At 70.8% G+C, this 18,880-nt stretch carries 17 protein-coding genes; 10 read left to right on the top strand and 7 right to left on the bottom strand.

Going from position 1 to position 18,880, the window contains the following annotated elements; genetic code table 11:
- Positions 1-94: 94 nt before the first annotated feature.
- Positions 95-1,270 (bottom strand): MarP family serine protease, encoded by a 1,176-nt coding sequence (locus MT347_RS04490; RefSeq protein ID WP_243498473.1) that lies wholly within the window; start codon positions 1,268-1,270, stop codon positions 95-97.
- Between the two features lie 504 nt (positions 1,271-1,774).
- Here MT347_RS04490 and MT347_RS04495 point away from each other — a divergent pair.
- From MT347_RS04495 to MT347_RS04520, 6 genes are read left to right on the top strand one after another with little or no spacing between them, the layout of a single operon-like run.
- Positions 1,775-2,500 (top strand): NUDIX domain-containing protein, encoded by a 726-nt coding sequence (locus tag MT347_RS04495; protein WP_374206490.1) that lies wholly within the window; start codon positions 1,775-1,777, stop codon positions 2,498-2,500.
- Between the two features lie 11 nt (positions 2,501-2,511).
- Positions 2,512-3,843, top strand: a complete 1,332-nt coding sequence (gene nadA / locus MT347_RS04500) for a quinolinate synthase NadA (RefSeq protein WP_243498477.1) — start codon at positions 2,512-2,514, stop codon at positions 3,841-3,843.
- The gene (gene nadB / locus MT347_RS04505) at positions 3,840-5,348 is read left to right on the top strand and encodes an L-aspartate oxidase (protein ID WP_243498479.1); all 1,509 of its coding nucleotides are present in this window, start codon (positions 3,840-3,842) and stop codon (positions 5,346-5,348) included. The genes nadA and nadB overlap by 4 nt, the downstream gene beginning before the upstream one ends.
- Positions 5,342-6,199: a carboxylating nicotinate-nucleotide diphosphorylase gene (gene nadC / locus MT347_RS04510; RefSeq protein WP_243498481.1), complete on the top strand. Its 858-nt coding sequence runs from the start codon at positions 5,342-5,344 to the stop codon at positions 6,197-6,199. The genes nadB and nadC overlap by 7 nt, the downstream gene beginning before the upstream one ends.
- Positions 6,196-7,326, top strand: a complete 1,131-nt coding sequence (locus tag MT347_RS04515; protein ID WP_308194204.1) for a cysteine desulfurase family protein — start codon at positions 6,196-6,198, stop codon at positions 7,324-7,326. The genes nadC and MT347_RS04515 overlap by 4 nt, the downstream gene beginning before the upstream one ends.
- Entirely contained in the window at positions 7,323-8,219 is an 897-nt protein-coding gene (locus MT347_RS04520) for a glycosyltransferase family 2 protein (RefSeq protein ID WP_243498484.1), read from the top strand. Before MT347_RS04515 ends, MT347_RS04520 begins: the two co-directional genes overlap by 4 nt.
- Positions 8,220-8,256: 37 nt before the next feature.
- Here MT347_RS04520 and MT347_RS04525 read toward each other — a convergent pair whose 3' ends face one another.
- Positions 8,257-10,200: an ABC transporter ATP-binding protein gene (locus tag MT347_RS04525; protein WP_243498486.1), complete on the bottom strand. Its 1,944-nt coding sequence runs from the start codon at positions 10,198-10,200 to the stop codon at positions 8,257-8,259.
- A 205-nt stretch (positions 10,201-10,405) separates the two neighbouring features.
- On the opposite strand from MT347_RS04525, the gene MT347_RS04530 reads away from it, so the two are divergent.
- Positions 10,406-11,887, top strand: a complete 1,482-nt coding sequence (locus MT347_RS04530) for an MDR family MFS transporter (RefSeq protein ID WP_243498488.1) — start codon at positions 10,406-10,408, stop codon at positions 11,885-11,887.
- A 185-nt stretch (positions 11,888-12,072) separates the two neighbouring features.
- On the opposite strand, the gene MT347_RS04535 is transcribed toward MT347_RS04530, so the two are convergent.
- Entirely contained in the window at positions 12,073-12,210 is a 138-nt protein-coding gene (locus tag MT347_RS04535; RefSeq protein WP_243498490.1) for a hypothetical protein, read from the bottom strand.
- Between the two features lie 187 nt (positions 12,211-12,397).
- Between MT347_RS04535 and MT347_RS04540 the strand changes: the two genes are divergently transcribed.
- The gene (locus MT347_RS04540; RefSeq protein ID WP_243498492.1) at positions 12,398-12,946 is read left to right on the top strand and encodes a type 1 glutamine amidotransferase domain-containing protein; all 549 of its coding nucleotides are present in this window, start codon (positions 12,398-12,400) and stop codon (positions 12,944-12,946) included.
- Positions 12,947-13,195: 249 nt separating this feature from the next.
- On the opposite strand, the gene MT347_RS18350 is transcribed toward MT347_RS04540, so the two are convergent.
- Together MT347_RS18350 and MT347_RS04550 are read right to left on the bottom strand one after the other, a co-directional pair.
- Positions 13,196-14,047: a DNA-formamidopyrimidine glycosylase family protein gene (locus MT347_RS18350; protein ID WP_243498494.1), complete on the bottom strand. Its 852-nt coding sequence runs from the start codon at positions 14,045-14,047 to the stop codon at positions 13,196-13,198.
- Between the two features lie 12 nt (positions 14,048-14,059).
- On the bottom strand, positions 14,060-15,484 hold the full coding sequence (locus MT347_RS04550) for a flotillin family protein (protein ID WP_243498496.1): 1,425 nt from the start codon (positions 15,482-15,484) through the stop codon (positions 14,060-14,062).
- Positions 15,485-15,655: 171 nt separating this feature from the next.
- Here MT347_RS04550 and MT347_RS04555 point away from each other — a divergent pair, with 171 nt between their 5' ends.
- On the top strand, positions 15,656-16,069 hold the full coding sequence (locus MT347_RS04555) for a glucose-6-phosphate dehydrogenase (RefSeq protein WP_243498498.1): 414 nt from the start codon (positions 15,656-15,658) through the stop codon (positions 16,067-16,069).
- Positions 16,070-16,130: 61 nt separating this feature from the next.
- Here the strand turns inward: MT347_RS04555 and MT347_RS04560 are convergent, their stop codons facing one another.
- Positions 16,131-17,099 carry an aldose 1-epimerase family protein gene (locus tag MT347_RS04560; protein ID WP_243498500.1) on the bottom strand — a complete coding sequence of 323 codons (969 nt, stop codon included), beginning with the start codon at positions 17,097-17,099 and terminating at the stop codon, positions 16,131-16,133.
- A 123-nt stretch (positions 17,100-17,222) separates the two neighbouring features.
- On the bottom strand, positions 17,223-17,393 hold the full coding sequence (locus tag MT347_RS04565) for a CsbD family protein (RefSeq protein ID WP_243498502.1): 171 nt from the start codon (positions 17,391-17,393) through the stop codon (positions 17,223-17,225).
- Between the two features lie 174 nt (positions 17,394-17,567).
- On the opposite strand from MT347_RS04565, the gene MT347_RS04570 reads away from it, so the two are divergent.
- Positions 17,568-18,875 carry a D-alanyl-D-alanine carboxypeptidase family protein gene (locus MT347_RS04570; protein ID WP_243498504.1) on the top strand — a complete coding sequence of 436 codons (1,308 nt, stop codon included), beginning with the start codon at positions 17,568-17,570 and terminating at the stop codon, positions 18,873-18,875.
- Positions 18,876-18,880 lie beyond the last annotated feature (5 nt).

The raw sequence follows: 18,880 nt of genomic DNA on the forward strand, positions 1-18,880 counted from the left end.
CCGACAGCGCCGGCACTTCCGCCAACCGGCTCGACTGCGGAGGGCCGGTTGACCGCCGCGCGCCACGGATGACAGGGGCGCCCGATCTCCGAGCTCAGCCCCGCGTGCAACTCCCGGATGCCACCGGCGCCGTCAGCGCGTCGATCTGCCCCATGACCGGCTCGAGCTCGACCGGCGTCATGGCGTACCCGACGTTGTCGTCGGTGTCGGAGCGGGCGAACACGATGCCGCCGACCTCACCACCCGTGGTGAGAAGCGGTCCGCCGGAGTTACCGGGGCGGACGATCGCGGCCAGGGCGTAGATGTCGCGCGGCGCGGACGAACCGTCGTAGATGTCGGGGACGGGAACCGTTCCCTCCGACAGCACCTGGGCGCTCCCCGAAGTGAACGGACCTCCGCCGGGGTATCCCTGCACCACGGCCGGCGAGCCGACGTCGAGTGTCGAGACGACGGGGAGGGGCGCGGCATCCAGACCGTCGACGGCGACCACGGCGATGTCGTCGATGGGATCGAAGTAGACCACGCGTCCCTCGCGGGCGGGGCGACCGGGCAGTTCCACGACCGGGGTGTCGACACCGGCGACCACGTGGGCATTCGTCATCACGCGGTCAGCGGCCACGACGAATCCCGACCCGCTCGATGTCACACCGCACGCGTACGCGGTGCCCGAGATGCGGGCGACCGACTGCGCCGCCTGCGTCAGGGCCGGATCATCGAGCGCGACCGCGGGGGCGCTCGGCACGGGGCCGATCTGGATGAGTTGCCCGAGACGCGGGATGCCCTCGGCGAAGACGGTTCCGCGGAGCTCCGCGAGCGCCCCGCGTACCGGCGCCGGAGTCAGGTCGTCGATCGTTCGCACGACGGTCGAGGAACCGAGCGCCGCCGACACGACCGGCACCCCCACGTGCGTCAACGATCCGGCGGCGAACGAGATGGCGAGCGCTGCGGCGGCGACGTTGACCACTCCGCCGAGGAGGCGCTCGGGCACCCGGAGCTTGATGCGATCGGCACCGCGACGGATGACACCGCCCACGGCGGTGCCGAGGCCCGACCCGATGAGCAGGAACAGGACGCCGGTGAGGATCATCGCCGGGCCGCGCCAGGACGGCGAGGTGACCCACTGCCCCACGAACGGGGTCGCCCAGTAGGCGGCGACGGCGCCGACGGCGAGACCGGCGAAGAAGCCGATGGTCGCGAGAAATCCCCGTGCCAGGCCCGTGATGAGCGCGATCACCAGCAGGGCGATCAGAACGATGTCGATGATCGGCATCCGACCTCCCCAATCCGACTCTCACGCTAAGCCGCGCGTCTGAGAGAACCCTTTCGACGCGGCCGGAGCTGGTGGAGTGGCGGGCTCCGGCTCCGCGTCGGGCTGACGCTCGGTTGTGGGGCACGATCGGCGCGTTGGGGCGGGCGAATCGCGCCCCGATGCGCGGATCCCGCCCCAAACCCGCCATCCTCGCCCAGGGCGGGAGCATCCGGCCCGCGCGAGCCGACCCACCCGGCCGACGGGTTCCGGGGCGCCTTATGTGCAGTGGGGCGGACGTCCCCCGCCCCACTGCACGAAACGCGCCCCGGACAGCCTGCGCCACCCCGAGCCCACTCGCCCCGCCGAACCGCCCCCGGACCCCTCCCCAACCGCCCCAGGTCCGTCCCCAACCGCCCCAGGACCCCTCCCCAACCGCCCCAGACCCTGCCCCGAGCCCGCAGAACAACGCCGATTCGCCCTTCGAGTCGAGATGACACTAAGATCGATGCTGGAGATATGGTCACAATGACACGAACCCCTGAACCCGAGCCCCGCGGCGCCGACGTGCGCGTCGCGGTGTCGACCGTGATCTTCAGCGTGCGCCGCGACGCCGACGACGAGCCCGTGCTCTCGCTCCCCCTCGTCCGCCGCACGCGCGATCCCTTCGACGGACGATGGGCGCTGCCCGGCGGGTGGCTCGACCCCACCGAGGAGCTCGACGTCGCGGCATCCCGCACCCTGGCCGAAACCACGGGCCTGACCCCCAGCTACCTCGAGCAGCTCTACGCCTTCGGCGCCGTCGACCGCTCCCCCGCCCGCGTCGTGTCGATCGTGTACTGGGCGCTCCTGCGCTCCGACGAGGTCGACGCGCAGGTGGCAGCGCACGCCCGCGGCGGCGACGCCCCGGAGAACGTCGAGTGGTTCGACGCGACCGATCTGCCGACGCTGGCTTTCGATCACAACCACATCGTCGACTACACGCTGTGGCGCCTGCGTAACAAGGTCGGCTACAGCCGCATCGCGCACGGACTGCTCCCCGACGAGTTCACGCTCGCGGACCTCCGCGAGGTCAACGAGACCATCCTCGGCAAGCGGCTGGATCCGGCGAACTTCCGGCGCCAGGTCGACACGTCCGACACCCTCATCCCCACCGAGCGCTTCCGCACCGGAAGCCACCGCCCCGCCCGTCTGTACCGCTACAACCGCGATGTGGAGCTCGCCGACCGCGGCCCGCTCCCCACCCGTCACTGATCGGAACGCCCATGGCCGCCACACCCCTCACCCTGCAGCCCCGCCCCGCGATCGACCCGAGCGTCGATCACGCGATCCAGGCGATCGTCTCCGGCGCGTCGATCGACGCCACGTGCACCACCGACCTCGCCGTCGGCCCGTGGGACTTCGACACGCGCCCCGGGTACGGCCCCGGCTCGTCGATGGGCGACGTCATCCCCACGGGTGCGCCGCGCCAGGGAGAGCTGCCGCAGCGGTACCGCGACGCGTCCGACGACGAGCTCGATGCGCGGATCCGCGCGGCGAAGCAGACGCTCGGCGATCGCGTCGTCGTGCTCGGGCACTTCTACCAGCGCGAAGAGGTGGTGCGGCACGCCGATTACGTCGGCGACTCGTTCCAGCTCGCCAATGCGGCCCTCGAGCACCCCGAGGCCGAAGCGATCGTCTTCTGCGGCGTGCACTTCATGGCGGAGACCGCCGACCTGCTGTCGACGTCCGAGCAGGCCGTCATCCTGCCGAACCTCGCCGCCGGGTGCTCGATGGCCGACATGGCCGACATCGACCAGGTGGAGGAGTGCTGGGAACAGCTCGAAGACGTGCTCGGCGACCTCGACACCCCGGATGCCGAGGGCCTGGTTCCCGTCATCCCGGTGACGTACATGAACTCCTCCGCCGCCATCAAGGGATTCGTCGGGCGGCACGGCGGCATCGTCTGCACCTCGTCGAACGCCCGCACGGTCCTCGAATGGGCGTTCGCGCGCGGGCGCCGCGTGCTGTTCTTCCCCGACCAGCACCTGGGCCGGAACACCGCCAAGGCGATGGGCGTGCCCCTCGAGCAGATGCCCATGTGGAACCCCCGCAAGCCGCTCGGCGGGTCGTCCGACGCGCAGATCGTCGACAGTCGCGTCATCCTGTGGCACGGGTTCTGCTCGGTGCACCGGCGCTTCACCGTCGACCAGATCGACAAGGCCCGCGCCGACCACCCCGGGGTGCGCGTGATCGTGCACCCCGAGTGTCCGATGGACGTGGTGGATGCCGCCGACGAGGCGGGGTCGACCGACCTGATCCGCAAGGCCATCGCCGCTGCGACCGAACCCACGACCTTCGCGATCGGCACCGAGATCAACCTCGTGCAGCGTCTCGCCGCGCAGTACCCGCAGCACGAGATCTTCTGCCTCGATCCCGTCGTCTGCCCCTGCTCGACGATGTACCGCATCCACCCCGGCTACCTCGCCTGGGTGCTGGAGTCGCTCGTCGCGGGTGAGGTCGTCAACCGCATCACGGTCCCCGCCGACGTCGCCGACCCCGCCACCGTCGCCCTGGAGCGTATGCTCGCGGCCAAGCCCAGCGGTGCCGTGAAATGACCACCGTCGTCGTGGTGGGCAGCGGCATCGCCGGCCTCACGGCGGCGCTGCACGCGGCCGAGAACGGATGCCAGGTCACGGTCGTGACCAAGGGGTCCCTGTCGGACACCAATACGCGTTGGGCGCAGGGTGGTGTCGCCGCCGTGACCGACCCCGGCGACAGCGTCGCCTCCCACGCGGCCGACACGCTCACCGCCGGCGCGGGACTGAACGACCCGACCGCGGTAGACGTGCTGGTCGGCGAGGGCCCGGAGCGCATCGCCGAGCTCGTCGCGCGCGGCGTCGACTTCGACCGCACGCTCGGCGGCGACTTCGCCCGAGGGCTGGAGGCCGCGCACGCCGTGCCGCGCGTGCTGCACGCCGGTGGAGACGCGACCGGCGCCGGGATCCAAACGGCGCTGGGCGCCGCCGTACGCTCCGCCGGGCTGACCGTGCGCGAGAACGCGCTGCTCTGCGACCTCGTGCGCGACGGCGGCCGGGTCGTGGGCGTCGAGCTCGACGGCGGCGAGCGCATCGAGGCCGACGCGGTGATCCTCGCGACGGGCGGCGCGGGCCAGCTCTACGCGCACACCACCAACCCTCTCGGCGCGACCGGCGACGGAATAGCGGCCGCCCTGCGCGCGGGGGCCGAGGTCGCCGACCTCGAGTTCGTGCAGTTCCACCCCACCGCCCTCGCCGCGGGCGCGCCCTTCCTCGTCTCCGAGGCCGTGCGCGGGGAGGGCGCGACCCTCATCGACGATGCCGGACGCCGCTTCTGCTTCGACGCCCACCCCGACGGCGAGCTCGCGCCGCGCGATGTCGTCGCCCGTGCGAACGCCCGCGCGATGGCCGCCCAGAACGGTCGCCCCGTGCGTCTGGATGCCACGGCGCTGGGAGCCGAGCTTCTCGCCCAGCGCTTCCCCACCATCGACGCCGCCGTGCGCGAGCGCGGTCTCGACTGGGCGCTCGAGCCGATCCCGGTCACGCCGGCGGCGCATTACCTGATGGGCGGGGTCGTGACCGACCTCGACGGGCGCACCACCGTGCCGGGCCTGTACGCCGTGGGCGAGACCGCCCGCACGGGCGTGCACGGCGCCAACCGCCTGGCATCCAACTCCCTCCTGGAGGGGGCGGTGTTCGGGGCGCGCGCCGGGGATGCCGCAGCGCGCGGGGGCGACTGGCCCGTCGCCGCCGCATCGACCGCGGCACCGAGGGCGGCCGCCGCGATCGACGCGCCGCCGTTCTCCCGCGCGGCCCTCCAACGGCTGATGTGGGCCGACGCCGGCCTTGTGCGCGATGCCACCGGGCTCGATCGCGCAGCAGCAATGCTCGCCGCCTGGAGCGCCGACACCTCACCCCGCTCGATCGAAGACGCGAACCTGCTCCTCGTCGCGCGCCACGTCGTCTCCGCCGCCCGCGCGCGTACGGTGTCGGTCGGCGCGCATTACCGCTCGGACGCCGACGCCGAGGGCGCGCCCGTCGTTCCGGCATCCACCGCCCCGACCCAGGAGGTCCTCGCATGTTGACTCGAGCCGTCATCGACCGCGTCGTCTCCGCCGCCCTGGAGGAGGACGCACCCTGGGGGGACCTCACCAGCGAGACCCTCATCCCGGGCGACGCGGGTGCCCGAGCGGCGCTCGTGGCCCGCGTGGAGGGGGTCTTCAGCGGGGCAGCTGTCTTCGCCGCAGCCTTCACGCTCACCGATCCGTCGATCGTGGTCGAACAGCTCGTCGCCGACGGGGCGCCGTTCGCTCCGGGAGAGACGCTCGCCGTGGTCGCCGGTCCCGCTCGCGCGGTGCTGACCGCCGAGCGGATCGGTCTCAACTTCGTGCAGCGCATGTCGGGGATCGCGACGCTGACCAGCCGGTACGTGGCCGAGGTCGCGCACACGGGCGCCCGCATCGTCGACACGCGCAAGACCACCCCCGGCCTGCGCGCGATCGAACGACAGGCGGTCCGCGACGGCGGCGGGCACAACCACCGGTTCTCGCTCTCGGATGCCGTGATGGCCAAGGACAATCACCTCGCCGTGCTGACGGCGACAGGGCTCTCGGTCACGCAGGCGCTCGAGAGCGCGATCGCCCGGCTCCCGCACACGACACACGTCGAGGTCGAGGTCGACCGCCTCGACCAGATCGACGCGGTGCTCGCTGCCGGTGTCGGCACGATCATGCTCGACAACTTCTCGCTCGACGACCTGCGGGTCGGGGTCGCCCGCATCGCGGGAGCTGCGCAGGTCGAGGCGTCGGGTGGAGTGACCCTCGAGACCGTCCGCGCGATCGCCGAGACCGGCGTCGACGTGATCTCGGTCGGAGCCCTCACGCACTCCGCGCCCTCGCTCGATCTGGGCCTCGACATCCGCATCGAGACGACGTGACGCTCTACCTCGACAACGCCGCCACCACCCCCGTGCGGCCCGAGGTGCTCGAAGCCATGGCGCCCTACCTCGAACGGTACTTCGGCAACCCGTCGAGCCACCACGAGGTCGGCGAGGCCGCGGCATCCGCCCTCGACGACGCACGCGCGCGGGTGGCACGGGTGCTCGGCATGCGCGCGGGCGACGTGATGTTCACGTCCGGCGGAACCGAGTCGAACAATGCCGCCATCAAGGGGCTGGTCCTCGGCTCGGGCAAGACCCATCTGGTGACCACGGCCATCGAACACGAGTCCGTGCTCGCCTCGGCCGACTACCTCGCGCGCCTGCACGGCGTCGAGGTCACCTACGCCCCGGTCGATTCGACCGGCACCCTGACTCCCGCCGCACTCGCCGATTCCGTGCGTGCCGAGACGGCGCTCGTCAGCATCGGGTACGCCAACAACGAGGTGGGCACGGTGCAGGATGCCGCCGCCCTCGCGGCCGTGGCGCACGAGCACGGCGTCCCCCTCCACCTCGACGCCGTGCAGGCGGCGGGGTGGCTCCCGCTCGCGGGACGGGGGGCGGATGCCGTCACCGTGGCCGGACACAAGATCGGCGCCCCCAAGGGGACGGGCATCTTGGCCGTTCGCGGACGGTTGCCGTTCGAGCCCCTGCTGCACGGGGGTGGGCAGGAGCGCGGACGCCGCGCGGGCACCCCGGACGTCGCCGGCGCGGTGGGGATCGCCCGCGCCCTGGAACTGGCCGAGGCGGAGCGCGCTGACGACACCGCACGCGCGTCGCTCCTGCGCGACGCATTCGTCGCGCGGGTGCTCGCGGGCGTGCCCGGCGCGCGGCTGACCGGGCACCCGTCGCAGCGACTGCCGGGCACGGCGAGCTTCGTCTTCCCCGGTATCAACGGCGAGACAGTGCTGCTCGAACTCGAACGCCGTGGCATCGTCTCGTCCAGCGGATCCGCGTGCGCCGCGGGCAGCGATGAGGCATCCCACGTCCTCCTGGCGCTGGGCATCGCCCCCGACGACGCACGCACCGCCGTACGCTTCACGTTGCCGCACCGGTTCACGGCATCCCTCGATGCGGTCGCCGATACGGTAGTCGAGGCTGTTTCCGCCGTAGGATCGCGCGGGTGAGTTCCCGCGCGGTCACCGTCATCGTCCCCGGCTTCGATGTCGCCGAGTACGCGGAGGAGGCGTTGGACTCGCTGCGCGCGCAGACGCATGCCGACTGGACCGCCGTGCTGGTCGACGACGGCTCCACGGACGACACCACCCGCATCTTCGCCGACGCGGCGGCCGCCGACCCCCGGTTCCGCTTCACCCGTCACGACGCGCAACGCGGTCTCGGGGCGGCCCGCAACACCGGTCTCGCCCTCGTGGAGACCCCCTACACCGCGTTCCTCGACGCCGACGATGTCATGCGCCCTGACGCGCTGACGCGCCTCACCGACACCCTCGACCGCACGGGCAGCGACTTCGTCGTGGGCGGGTACGTCCGCCTCCGACCGGATGCCGACGGACCCGGCTACACCGCGGGCGAGGTGCAGCCGTGGGTCACCGCCGCCATCGATCCGGCACGGGAGCGGACCACGCTCGCGGCGCACCCCGCGGCATCCGGGAACATCGTCGCGTGGTCGAAGGCGAGCCGGACCGACTTCTGGCGCACGCACGAGCTCCGCTTCCCCGAGGGGCGCTACTACGAGGACCAGGTTCTCGCTCAGCGCATGTACACGCTCGCCGCGACCTTCGACGTGATCCCGGTCGTGGCCGTCGAGTGGCGGCAGCGTCGCGATGGCGGCTCGATCACCCAGCGACTCGGCGAGCTCGACGTGCTGCGCGACTACCTCGACGCGCTCGGTGAGGGCATCGCCGTTCTACGCGCGGCCGGGGCCGAGGCGGCGGTCCGGGAGCGTGCGGCACTGATCCGCACCCTCGACCTACCGCCGCTGTGGCGTGTCGCCGAGACCCACCCCGACGCCGCGTACCGCGTCGCGCTCGAGGCGTTCGTGGAGACGCTGCCGGCGTGAGCCGGCGGCAGGGGCGCCTACACGCGCGGAGGCGCGCTCAGGCGGGCGGGGCGTCGGCGCGGCGCCCGGGGAGGGCGGCGCGCGTCAGCCCCGCGGCGTCGAACTGCTCTTCGGCGAGCACGACCGAGGCCGCGAGCTGCTCGGCGGCGAGGCTGGAGTAGAGCCCCCCGGCGGCGAGCAGTTCCGCGTGGGTCCCCGATTCGACGATGCGCCCGGCATCCACCACGTGGATGCGGTCGGCGCCGATCACGGTCGACAGTCGATGCGCGATCGACAGGGTCGTCCGTCCGTGCGACGCGGTCTCGAGCGCCTCCTGCACGATGCGCTCCGACACCGTGTCGAGGGCGCTGGTGGCCTCGTCGAGCAGAAGGACCGGTGGGTCTTTCAGCAGCACGCGCGCGATGGCGATGCGCTGCTTCTCGCCGCCGGAGAGGCGGTACCCGCGCTCGCCCACCATGGTGTCGTACCCGGCTTCGAAGCCGGCGATCACGTGGTGGATATTGGCCGCACGGCAGGCGGCCTCGATCTCATCATCGGTGGCGTCCGGCCGCGCATAGCGGAGGTTCTCGCGCACGGTGGCGTGGAACAGGTAGGTCTCCTGCGAGACGATGCCGATCTCGTCGATGATCGACGCGCGGTCGAGGTGGCGCACGTCGGCGCCCGAGAACATGACCGCTCCGCCCGTCGCCTCGTACATGCGCGGCGTCAGGTAGAGGATCGTCGTCTTGCCCGCCCCCGAGGGCCCGACGAACGCCACGTGCTGCCCGGGCTCGACGGTGAACGAGACGCCGTCGAGGGTGGGGCGAGCCTGAGCGGAGGCGTCGGGGTAGCGGAACTCGACGTCGCGGAACTCGATCCGCCCGAGCGGGCCGGGCGCCGCCGAGACGTGCAGCGCATCGGGCACGTCGACGATCGCCGGTCGGAGGTCGAGGTACTCGAAGATGCGGGCGAACAGGGCTGACGAGGTCTGCAGGTCGAGAGCGACCCGCATCAGCCCCATGAGCGGCATCAGCAGCCGCGCCTGCACCGTGGTGAAGGCCACGATCGTGCCCGCCGTGATCGCTCCCGCGCCACCGCCGATGAGGTAGCCCGAGACGAGGTAGATGATCGCCGGCACGCTCGACATGATGACCTGCACGACGGCGAAGAACCCCTGGCCGCTCATCGCCCGGCGCACCTGCAGGTGGACCTGGTTGTCGTTTTCGGCGTCGAAGCGCGCGGACTCCGTGCGCTGGCGGTTGAACGACTTCGACAGCAGGATGCCGGAGACGCTCAGCGTCTCCTGCGTGATCGCGGACAGTTCGGACAGCGACTCCTGCGTCTCACCGGCGATGCGGGCCCGCACCTGTCCGACACGGCGCTGCACGAAGATCAGGAACGGCATGAGCGCAACCGCGATGAGGGTCAACCGCCAGTCGATGAGGATCATCGCCACGAGCGATGCGATCACGGTGACGGCATTGCCGAGAATGCTCGTGACCGTGTTGGTCAGCACCCCCGAGACGCCGCCGACGTCGTTCTGCAGGCGCGATTGGATGACGCCCGTCTTCGTGCGGGTGAAGAAGCCCAGTTCCATCGCCTGCAGGTGGTCGAAAAGACGCGTGCGCAGATCACCGGTGACCCTGTTGCCGACGGTGGCGGTCAGCCAGGTCTGCCCGACGTTGAGCGCCGCCGAGAAGAGGAACAGCACGATCATGACGCTGACGAGCGCCGCCAGCAGCTGCAGGTCGGGGCTCGATCCGTCGACCGGGAACAGGGCGTCGTCGAAGATCCGCTGCACGAGCAGGGGCGGGACCACCGCCACCGCGGCGCCCACCACCACGAGCAGAGCGGTGACGCCGATCCGCAGCCGGTAGGGGCGGAAAAGGGTGACGACGCGGCGGCCGAGGTCGGCGACGCGGGGCGCCTCGGCGTTGTGACGACGCTGAACCTCCGCGTCGACGCCGCGGAACATGCTTCCGCCCACTCCACCCGGGTTCATGCGGGCCAGCCTACGTCCGACCACCGACACCGGCTCCGCCCTGTGCCCATCGGAGGCGGCCGCTAGACTCAGGGCCTCGCCCTCGCGGTATCCCTCCCCCGGGTTTATCTCTCGACGTCGGAATATCTCCGCGTCCCGCGCCGTTACCGTTCGTCGCAGTCACGTCCGTGGCACCACGAAGCCCCCGTTCGAAATGGACCTCGTCATGGCCACCACCCACACCGTCTCCACCGCCCAGACGGGTACCGCCTCCGGCGTCACCGCCGAGCAGAGCCGGGTCATCTGGCTGCTGCTCACCGCGGCCTTCGTCGCGATCCTCAACGAGACGACGATGAACGTCGCCATCCCGTTCCTGATCCGCGACCTCGGTATCACCGCCGTCGCCGCGCAGTGGCTCACCACCGCGTTCATGCTGACGATGGCCGTCGTCATCCCGATCACCGGCTTCCTGCTGCAGCGCTTCACCACCCGGCAGGTCTTCGTCGCGGCGATGTCGCTGTTCTCGGCGGGAACCCTCGTCGCCTTCCTCGCCCCCGGGTTCGAGGTGCTCGTCGTGGCTCGCGTCATCCAGGCCTCCGGCACCGCGATCATGATGCCGCTGCTGATGACGACGATCATGACGATCGTCCCGCCCGCGCAGCGTGGCCGGATGATGGGCCGGGTGAGCATCGTGATGGCGCTCGCACCCGCCATCGGCCCGACCATGTCGGGCCTGGTCCTGCAGTCGCTCGGGTGGCACTGGATCTTCGGCATCGTGCTGCCGATCGCGCTCGTCGCCCTGTTCGTCGGCGCCCGGTGGATCCACAACCTCGGCGAGACGCGCAACGCGCCGATCGATATCACGAGCGTCATCCTCTCGGCCCTCGGCTTCGGTGGCCTCGTGTTCGGTCTCAGCCAGATCGGCGGCGGACACGGCGGAGACGCCGGCGCCGCCGAGGCCTCGGTCGTCACTCTGGTCGCCTCGCTGGCAGTGGGCGTCCTCGGACTGGCCGCCTTCGTCTGGCGCCAGGTGCGCCTGCAGCGCACCGACTCGGCGCTGCTCGACCTGCGCGTCTTCCGCTCGCGCAACTTCACCCTGTCGGTCGCGCAGCTCGGCGTGATGTCCCTGGCGTTCTTCGGCGCGATCACGCTCCTGCCGCTCTACCTGCAGACGGTGCTCGAGAAGACGCCGCTCGAGACCGGCCTCGCCGTGCTGCCCGGCTCGCTCGCCATGGGGCTCGCGGGTCCCGTCATCGGACGCATCTACGACCGGTTCGGCACGCAGATCCTTCTCGTCCCGGGCGCCATCATCGTCAGCGCGACCCTGTGGTTCTACACGACCCTCGGAACCGACACGTCGTTCGCGCTGCTCATCGTGGTGCAGACGGTCATGATGCTCGGCCTCGCGCTGTCGTTCACGCCGCTCTTCACGGCGTCCCTCGGCTCGCTGGAGCCGCGGTTCTACTCATACGGCTCCGCTGTCGTCGGCACGGTTCAGCAGGTTGCGGGCGCCGCGGGTATCGCGTTGCTCGTGACGATCATGTCGTCGGTATCGGCTGCCGCGGGGACGGGTCTCGAGGCGGATGCCGCCGGCACGCGAGCAGCCTTCCTGGTCGCGGCCATCATCTCGGTTCCGCTTGTGATCGGCGCGTTCCTCATACGCAAGCCCGCCGATCAGCTCGACGGCCCCACACCTATCGCGCACTGACGAGCGCTCGGCCGACGGGAGATCGCAACTCCGACCTTCCGAATGCCGCGATGCCCCGCCTCACAAAGAGCGGGGGATGCCGGCGGGACCCCGGCTCCGAACGGCGTAGGACCCGGCTCGCAACGGCGCAAAAACAACAGAAGACCCCGCTCACAACGGCGCTACGGACGCCGCGAAGCCCCTGCTCAGAGCGAGCAGGAACCGCCGCCGCAGCACTGCGATGCGGGCCGCGCGGCGTCATCCGCCTCCTCGGAAGAGGCACTCAGCAGCGTGATGAGCGGCTTTTCGGCGGGCTTCGTGTCAGACGTCGTGTCACCAGACATGCGCCCCATGCTACGCCCGTGTGTGGCCGGCCGGGCCGCGCCGGTGATTCGACTGGCCGGCCAGGCCCAGCGAGTACCCGTGATTCGGAAATACTCCCCCGCACCGGTGTCCGCAACCCCCGGGCCCGGTCCGGCGGGCCTTTCTAGCGTGGTGGTGACCCCTGACAGAGAAAGAGAGAGTCGACCCATGACCGATCTCAGCGGCAAGCGCATCGCCTTCCTGGCCACGGACGGATTCGAAGACAGCGAGCTCACCAGCCCGTGGGAGGCGGTGACCTCCGCTGGCGCTGTCGCCGTGCTCGTCTCGCCGAAGGACGGAACCATCAGCGGAGAGAAGGGTCACGAGCAGCAGGTCGACCTCGCCGTGTCCGGGGCATCGGCCGGAGACTTCGATGCCCTCGTCCTGCCCGGCGGCGTGCAGAACGCGGACGATATCCGCATCGTGAAGGATGCCGTGGCCTTCACCCGCGACTTCTTCGATCAGCACAAGCCGGTCGCCGTGATCTGCCACGGCGGGTGGATCCTTACCGAGGCCGACGTACTCGAGGGCCGCACGCTCACGAGTTACCCGACGCTGCAGACCGACCTGCGCAACGCCGGCGCGACCTGGGTCGACGAAGAGGTGCACGTCGACCAAGGCCTGGTGTCGAGCCGGAACCCCGACGACCTGCCCGCGTTCAACGCGAAGCTCGTCGAAGAGGTCGCCGAGGAAAAGCACGCGGGACAGACGGCCTGACCTCGTCATGGAATGCCCCGGGTCACGGCCCGGGGCATTCTTGTATGCATCGCGGGACCGGCCCCTCACTCCATCAGCCGTCCGCAGAAGTTCAGCGGTACGACGTCAGCGCGGAAGCCCGTTCCCGTCCTGACGACGCGCAGATCGCGGAGGTGATGCGCGCCGCCGCCCGCGTGCGATCCCCGCGCCGCCGCGACCCGCAGCCGCACGACCCTCGGCGATCAGCGCCGGGATGCGCCCGCCGCTCGGTCATCCCGGTGTCGCGTGGTCTGAGGTCTCGATCGGCGCCTGGCAGGCCGGGCACCACTGCCCTCCGCCCTTGGTCCCGGGGATGTCCTCGATGAGTCCCCCGCAATCGGGACACGGCTCCCCGGCACGCCCGTGCACGCGCATCGCCCGGACCTTCGCGGCCTTCTGCTCGGCGATCGGCACGCCGCGTCGCGCGATCACGGCCGCGGTCATGGTGTCGTGCAGCGCGCTCCACAATCGGGAGATCTCGTCATCCGACAGCGACGCGGCGTGGACCACCGGCGACAGCCGCGCCGCGAAGAGGATCTCGTCAGAGTAGGCGTTGCCGATCCCGGCGAGCGTCTCCTGCTCCTGCAGCAGGGCCTTGAGTTGCTTGCGACGACCACTGACGGCCTCCGCCAGCATGGCCCGTGAGTACGCGGGGTCGGCGGCATCCGGACCGAGCTTGGCGACCGAGGGGACATCGTCAGCGGCATCAGCCACGTGCAGCTGCACGGACAACCATTCCCCGGCGTCGGTGACACCGAGGACGCCGTCATCGAAGACGACCCGCGCGATGAGTGCTGCAACCGGCGGGAGTGCAGGCTCCGCCTCGACCTCAGGGGGATCCTCCCACGTCGCCCACCCGGCCCGCCCGAAGCCGAGCGACAGGTGAACGCCGTCGAGATCGAGGTCGATGTGCTTGCCGTGACGGGTCACCGCGGTGACCGCCCGCCCGATCAGTTCGTCGAGCGGCCGGGCACGGGTCTTCAGGGCCCGCCCCTCGACGAGCTCGACCTCAGTGACCGCGTGACCTGCGAGACGCGTACGCAGGAACGACGCGAGGGCCTCGGCCTCAGGAGCTTCGGGCACGCGCCGCGGCTCTCAGGCTCCGGCGTCCGGTGCCGCGGCGCCCGTCGGCGGCACGGTCGGCGCGGGATAGGTCGCCTTGTCGGTGGATGCCGTGGGCCGGCGAGCCGACTCCGCGAAGGCATCGGCCACCGCGCGACCCTGGATGATCTGCGTCAGGTCGATGCCGGTCGCCGCGCGCACGGCCTCGAACGAGGAGCGCAGGCCGGTGGCCGACTCGGTCGCGAGGTGGCTGCTGGCGCCGTCTCCGCCGAGCACGGTGATGTTGCCGACGCGGTCGTAGCCCTTCGCGAACTCCGCCATCATCGGCACGAGCGCCTCGAGCGCCCGCTGTGCGAGGAGAGCTTCCTGGTTGTGCGACAGGGCCTCGGCCTCGGCACGGATCGCCTCGGCACGTGCCTCACCGGCCAGGCGCACCGCCTGGGCGTCGGCCTCGGCACGCACGCGCACGGCGGCGGCTTCCTGCTGGGCGATCTCGGCGCGCGCCTGAGCCGCCTTGATCTGCGCGTACGACTCGGCGTCGGCGTCCTTCTGGCGCTGGTAGAGGTCGGCATCGGCGACGCGCGAGACCTCGGATTCGAGGCGGGCCTGGGTGTTCTGCGCCTCCTGCTGCAGGACGGCCTGTCGCCGCTCGGCGCGGGTCAGGGCCTCGGCCTGCTCGGCTTCGGCGTTGGCGCGGCCGACCTCGGCCTTGGCCGCGGCGCTGTTCTTGTCGAGCGCCGTCTGCTCGATGAGGTTGGCCTCGTCGGTGGCGATCTGGCGGGCGCGAATCTCGCGCACCGCGTTGATGCGGGCCACCTCGGCCTCACGCTTGACTCGCTCGACCTCCGTCGCACCGAGCGCCGAGATGTAGCCGTTGAGGTCGGTGATGCCCTGGATCTGGAACGAGTCCAGGATGAGGCCCTGCGACGAGAGATCCTGCTTGATTCCCTCAGCGATCTGGTCCGACAGTCGCTGGCGGTCACGCATGAGCTCTTCGACGGTCAGCGTCGCGACCACACCGCGAAGCGCACCCTCGAGCTGCTCCGTGGTGAACTGCTCGATCGCCTTGTCCTGCGAGGCGAAGCGCTCTGCCGCGCGACGTACGGACTCGGGGTCCGAACCGATCTTGACCAGTGCCACACCGCTCACGTTCACCGTGACGCCCGTCGATGACTGCGCTGTCGGCTCCATCTTGATCTGGCGGGCTCGCAGCGAGATCATCTCGCCGCGCTGCGTCAGCGGATTGACGATCGCTCCGCCGCCGGTGATCACCGTGATGCGCGAGGAGTTGCCGTCGGAGCTCTTCTGCCGCTTACCGACGATGACCAGGGCCTCGTCGGCCTTCGCGACGCGATACCAGCCGCGGACGACCAGGGCGAGCACGGCCATGACGACCACCGCGATCACCACGACGATGGCCACGATGATTCCGACGGCTCCCAATGCGGCGAGTTCCATGCTTCTCCTTCGACGGGCGCAGCCGAGGCGGCGCGGGGAATTCCTTCCAACCTAACGGGGGGTCATACGGCTCTGTCCACCCGTTGCGCGCACGATCGGCATCCGTCGGGGTGGGGAGGAGCGTACCGTTGAGGCAGAGGCGGCCCGAACCGCCGAAGAAGGGTCCCCCACATGAAGATCGTCTCGTCGCAAGACTGGCGCGATGCCATCCGCTTCGATGCCCCTGTCCTGGTCGCCGACGTCGTGCCGGGCGAAGCCACCCGGTGCGTCGCCTGCGGCACCGACGGCCCGCTCTACGAGCGGACCGAGCTGTGGGCGGTAAAGCATCGTCACCCCAAGCACCACGACGGGTTCGTGCGTTTCTACTGCGAGGCGCACAAGCCGGCCGCACCTCCTCCGCCGCCCGTTGCGCCGGTCGTGACCGCCCGCGCCCGGGCCGCCGCCGCTCCGCGCGCCGAGCGTCGCAACACGATCCCGAAGCCCACGCCGATCACCGACCGCCCGACGCGCGCGATGTGCCCCGACTGCTTCGTCGAGGTGTCCGTGGGCGGCGACTGCGGAATGTGCGGCGCGCAAGTCGTCTGACGCGACGCCCACGATGAACCGCCCCGGGATTCACCCGGGGCGGTTCGTCGTTCTCAAAGGGTCAGCGAGCCGAGATCGTCCACCCCGCGTCGTGCGACGCGCCGGGGTCGAGGGACACCACGCCGGTGTCGAAGTCGTAGGCGTCGTCGTTGAACGCGTCGGGTGCGCAGGTCATGGGCTCCACCGCGAGGCCCGCACGGTGTCCGGGCGTGCCGGGTCCGGTCGGGAGGTCAGCGGTGTGGATCTGCACCCACGGGCAGTCCCCCGCCCAGCTCATCGTCACGCCCGAGCCCGAGGGATCGGTGACGACCACGGTCGCCCTGCCCGCGGCATCCCGGATCAGGCCGGTGTAGGCGTGGTCGATCTCGACGGCACCGAGGACGCGCTCCGCGCGGAAGTCGAAGCGCTCGGCCTCGACGGTCACGGATGCCAGCGCCACCGGCGACAGCCGGTCCGGGGTCACTTCGAGCACGGTGTCGGCCGGGAGGGTCAGGCTCCACTCGTCCAGGGCCGCGGGACCGGCGACGAGGTACGGGTGCGGTCCGGTCCCCCACGGTGCCGGTGTGTCCGACAGGTTCGTCGCGCGGACCGTCTGCGTGAGGCCGTCGGCGTCCAGGCGGTACGTCGTCGAGACCACCAACCACCACGGGTAACCCGCCTGAGCGGGCACCGTCGCGGTCAGGGTCACCGCGTCGTCCGAGGCATCCGAGATGTTCCAGTCCGTCCACGACAGAAGCCCGTGCAGAGCATGACCGCGGTTCGGTTCGGTCACGGGCAGCTGATGTTCGACCCCGTCGAAACGGTGGATGCCGTCCACTACGCGGTTCGGCCAGGGAGCCAGCGTCGTGCCCCGGTAGGCGGGACGCAACTCGTCGGCGTCGAACGGGACGACGAGATCGCGCCCCTCGTGGGTCAAGGATCGGAGAGAGGCCCCGACGCTCGCAATGGCGGCTTCGTAGCCGTGGGCGCGAAGAACGACGGGAGTGCCCGAGACCAACGTGGGGGTCTCGGTGGGAACGGCAGCGGTCATGTCGCCATTATCGCGGTCGTGGCGCCGTGGGCGCGGCACCCGGGCCGCTGCGTCGGCCACTCCGCCCGCCAGCGACGACGAATGCCCCGACCGCGGACGGTCGGGGCATTCGGGGAGGGCGACTTACTTGAAGGCGTCCTTGACGTTCTCGCCGGCCTTCTTGACGTTGGCCTTGCTCTGGTCGTTCTGACCCTCGGCTTCGAGACGCTCGTTGTCGGTTGCCTTGCCGAAGGCTTCCTTCGCCTTGCCGGCGATGTCTTCAGCGGCGTTCTTGATCTTGTCGTCGAGTCCCATGGCGGCTCCTCCCGTGTGGTCTTCGGGTATTTCCCGATGACGATCACGCTAGATCGCCCCCCCGCGTGATCTGGGGGGCTTGAAATTCGTCTCGGCGTGAGGCAATGCCTCGGGTTAGGTTCGACAGGTGCCCGTTACTCCTTTCCGTCGGTTTCGCCGCTCCGGGGCCGCGACATGAGCACTCTCGCCGATTTCCACGACCTCCTCGACGACGCACCCCGCGAACCCCAGAGCAACGGCCGCGCCGGGCGCATCGCGCTCATCGTGTTCCTCGTCGTCACGTTCCTGGTGCTGGGCGGCAGTGGCGGGTACGTGTGGTGGGCCTCTTCCGCCGCCCTTCCCGCGCCGATCGTCACCTCGCAGGCGCCTGCCGTGGCGGCGGGGCCGGCGGCATCCCTCGCCCTTCCGTCCGGCGGACAGATGCTGATGAGCGTCGAAGGCGGCGAGACCTATCTGGGACCGGATGCCGCGGGCGCGTTCGCCTCGTCGGGTGGAAACGATCCTCGGCCCATCGCGAGCATCGCCAAGCTGATCACCGCGCTCGTCATCCTCGACGCCCACCCGCTGGACGGCCCGGACGACGCGGGGCCCACGATCGCCTTCACCGAAGCCGACACGGACCTCTACGACCAGTTCTACGTTCAGGACGCGGTCATCGCGAAGATGCCCGACGGGCTCACCCTGTCACTGCACGACTCGCTCGCGACCATGCTGCTGCCCTCGGCGGCGAACTACGCCGTCGCCAACGCCCGCTGGGCCTTCGGCTCCGAGAGCGCATACGCGCAGGCGGCACGGACCTGGCTGAGCGCGAACGGCCTCAACGACACGCGGATCGTGGATGCCACGGGCCTCGACGACCGCAACACGAGCACGCCGAACGATCTCGTCGCGCTCGGCCGGATCGCCGCCGGCAACCCCGTCGTCGCCCGCCTGGCCGCCACCGAGTGGATCACCGTCGAGGGGCCCGGGTACGTCACGAACACGAACGACCTGCTCGGAACGCTCGGGATCACCGGAATGAAGACGGGCAACCTCGGTGACGGCACCTTCAACCTGCTCTTCACCTCCACGCTCGACGTCGGCGTGGGCGGACCACTGAACATCACCGGAGTGCGGCTCGGCGGCGAGACGCACGACAGCACCGACGACGACGTCGTGCGCCTGCTGCAGAGCCTGCAGGACGGTTTCCACGACCTGAGCCTCGGAACCGTCGGCGACGACGTCGGCACGATCTCGACGCCCTGGGGATCCGAGGCGTCCCTCGTGCTGACGCGAACCGCGGCACTGCGCACCTGGTCCGACACCCCCGTCGCGGTGAACCTCGACACCGTCACGCCGCAGAACTACGCCGATGGGGAGGTCGTGGGCACCGTGACCTGGACCGCTGGCCCCGAGACGACGTCGTCCGACGTGAAGATCAAGGGCGCGATCGCCGAACCCACCCTGTGGTGGCGCCTGACCCACCCGACCGAGCTGGGCTGACGCGC

This window comes from Microbacterium sp. VKM Ac-2923 (genome assembly GCF_022815605.1).
Taxonomy (GTDB): Bacteria; Actinomycetota; Actinomycetes; order Actinomycetales; family Microbacteriaceae; genus Microbacterium.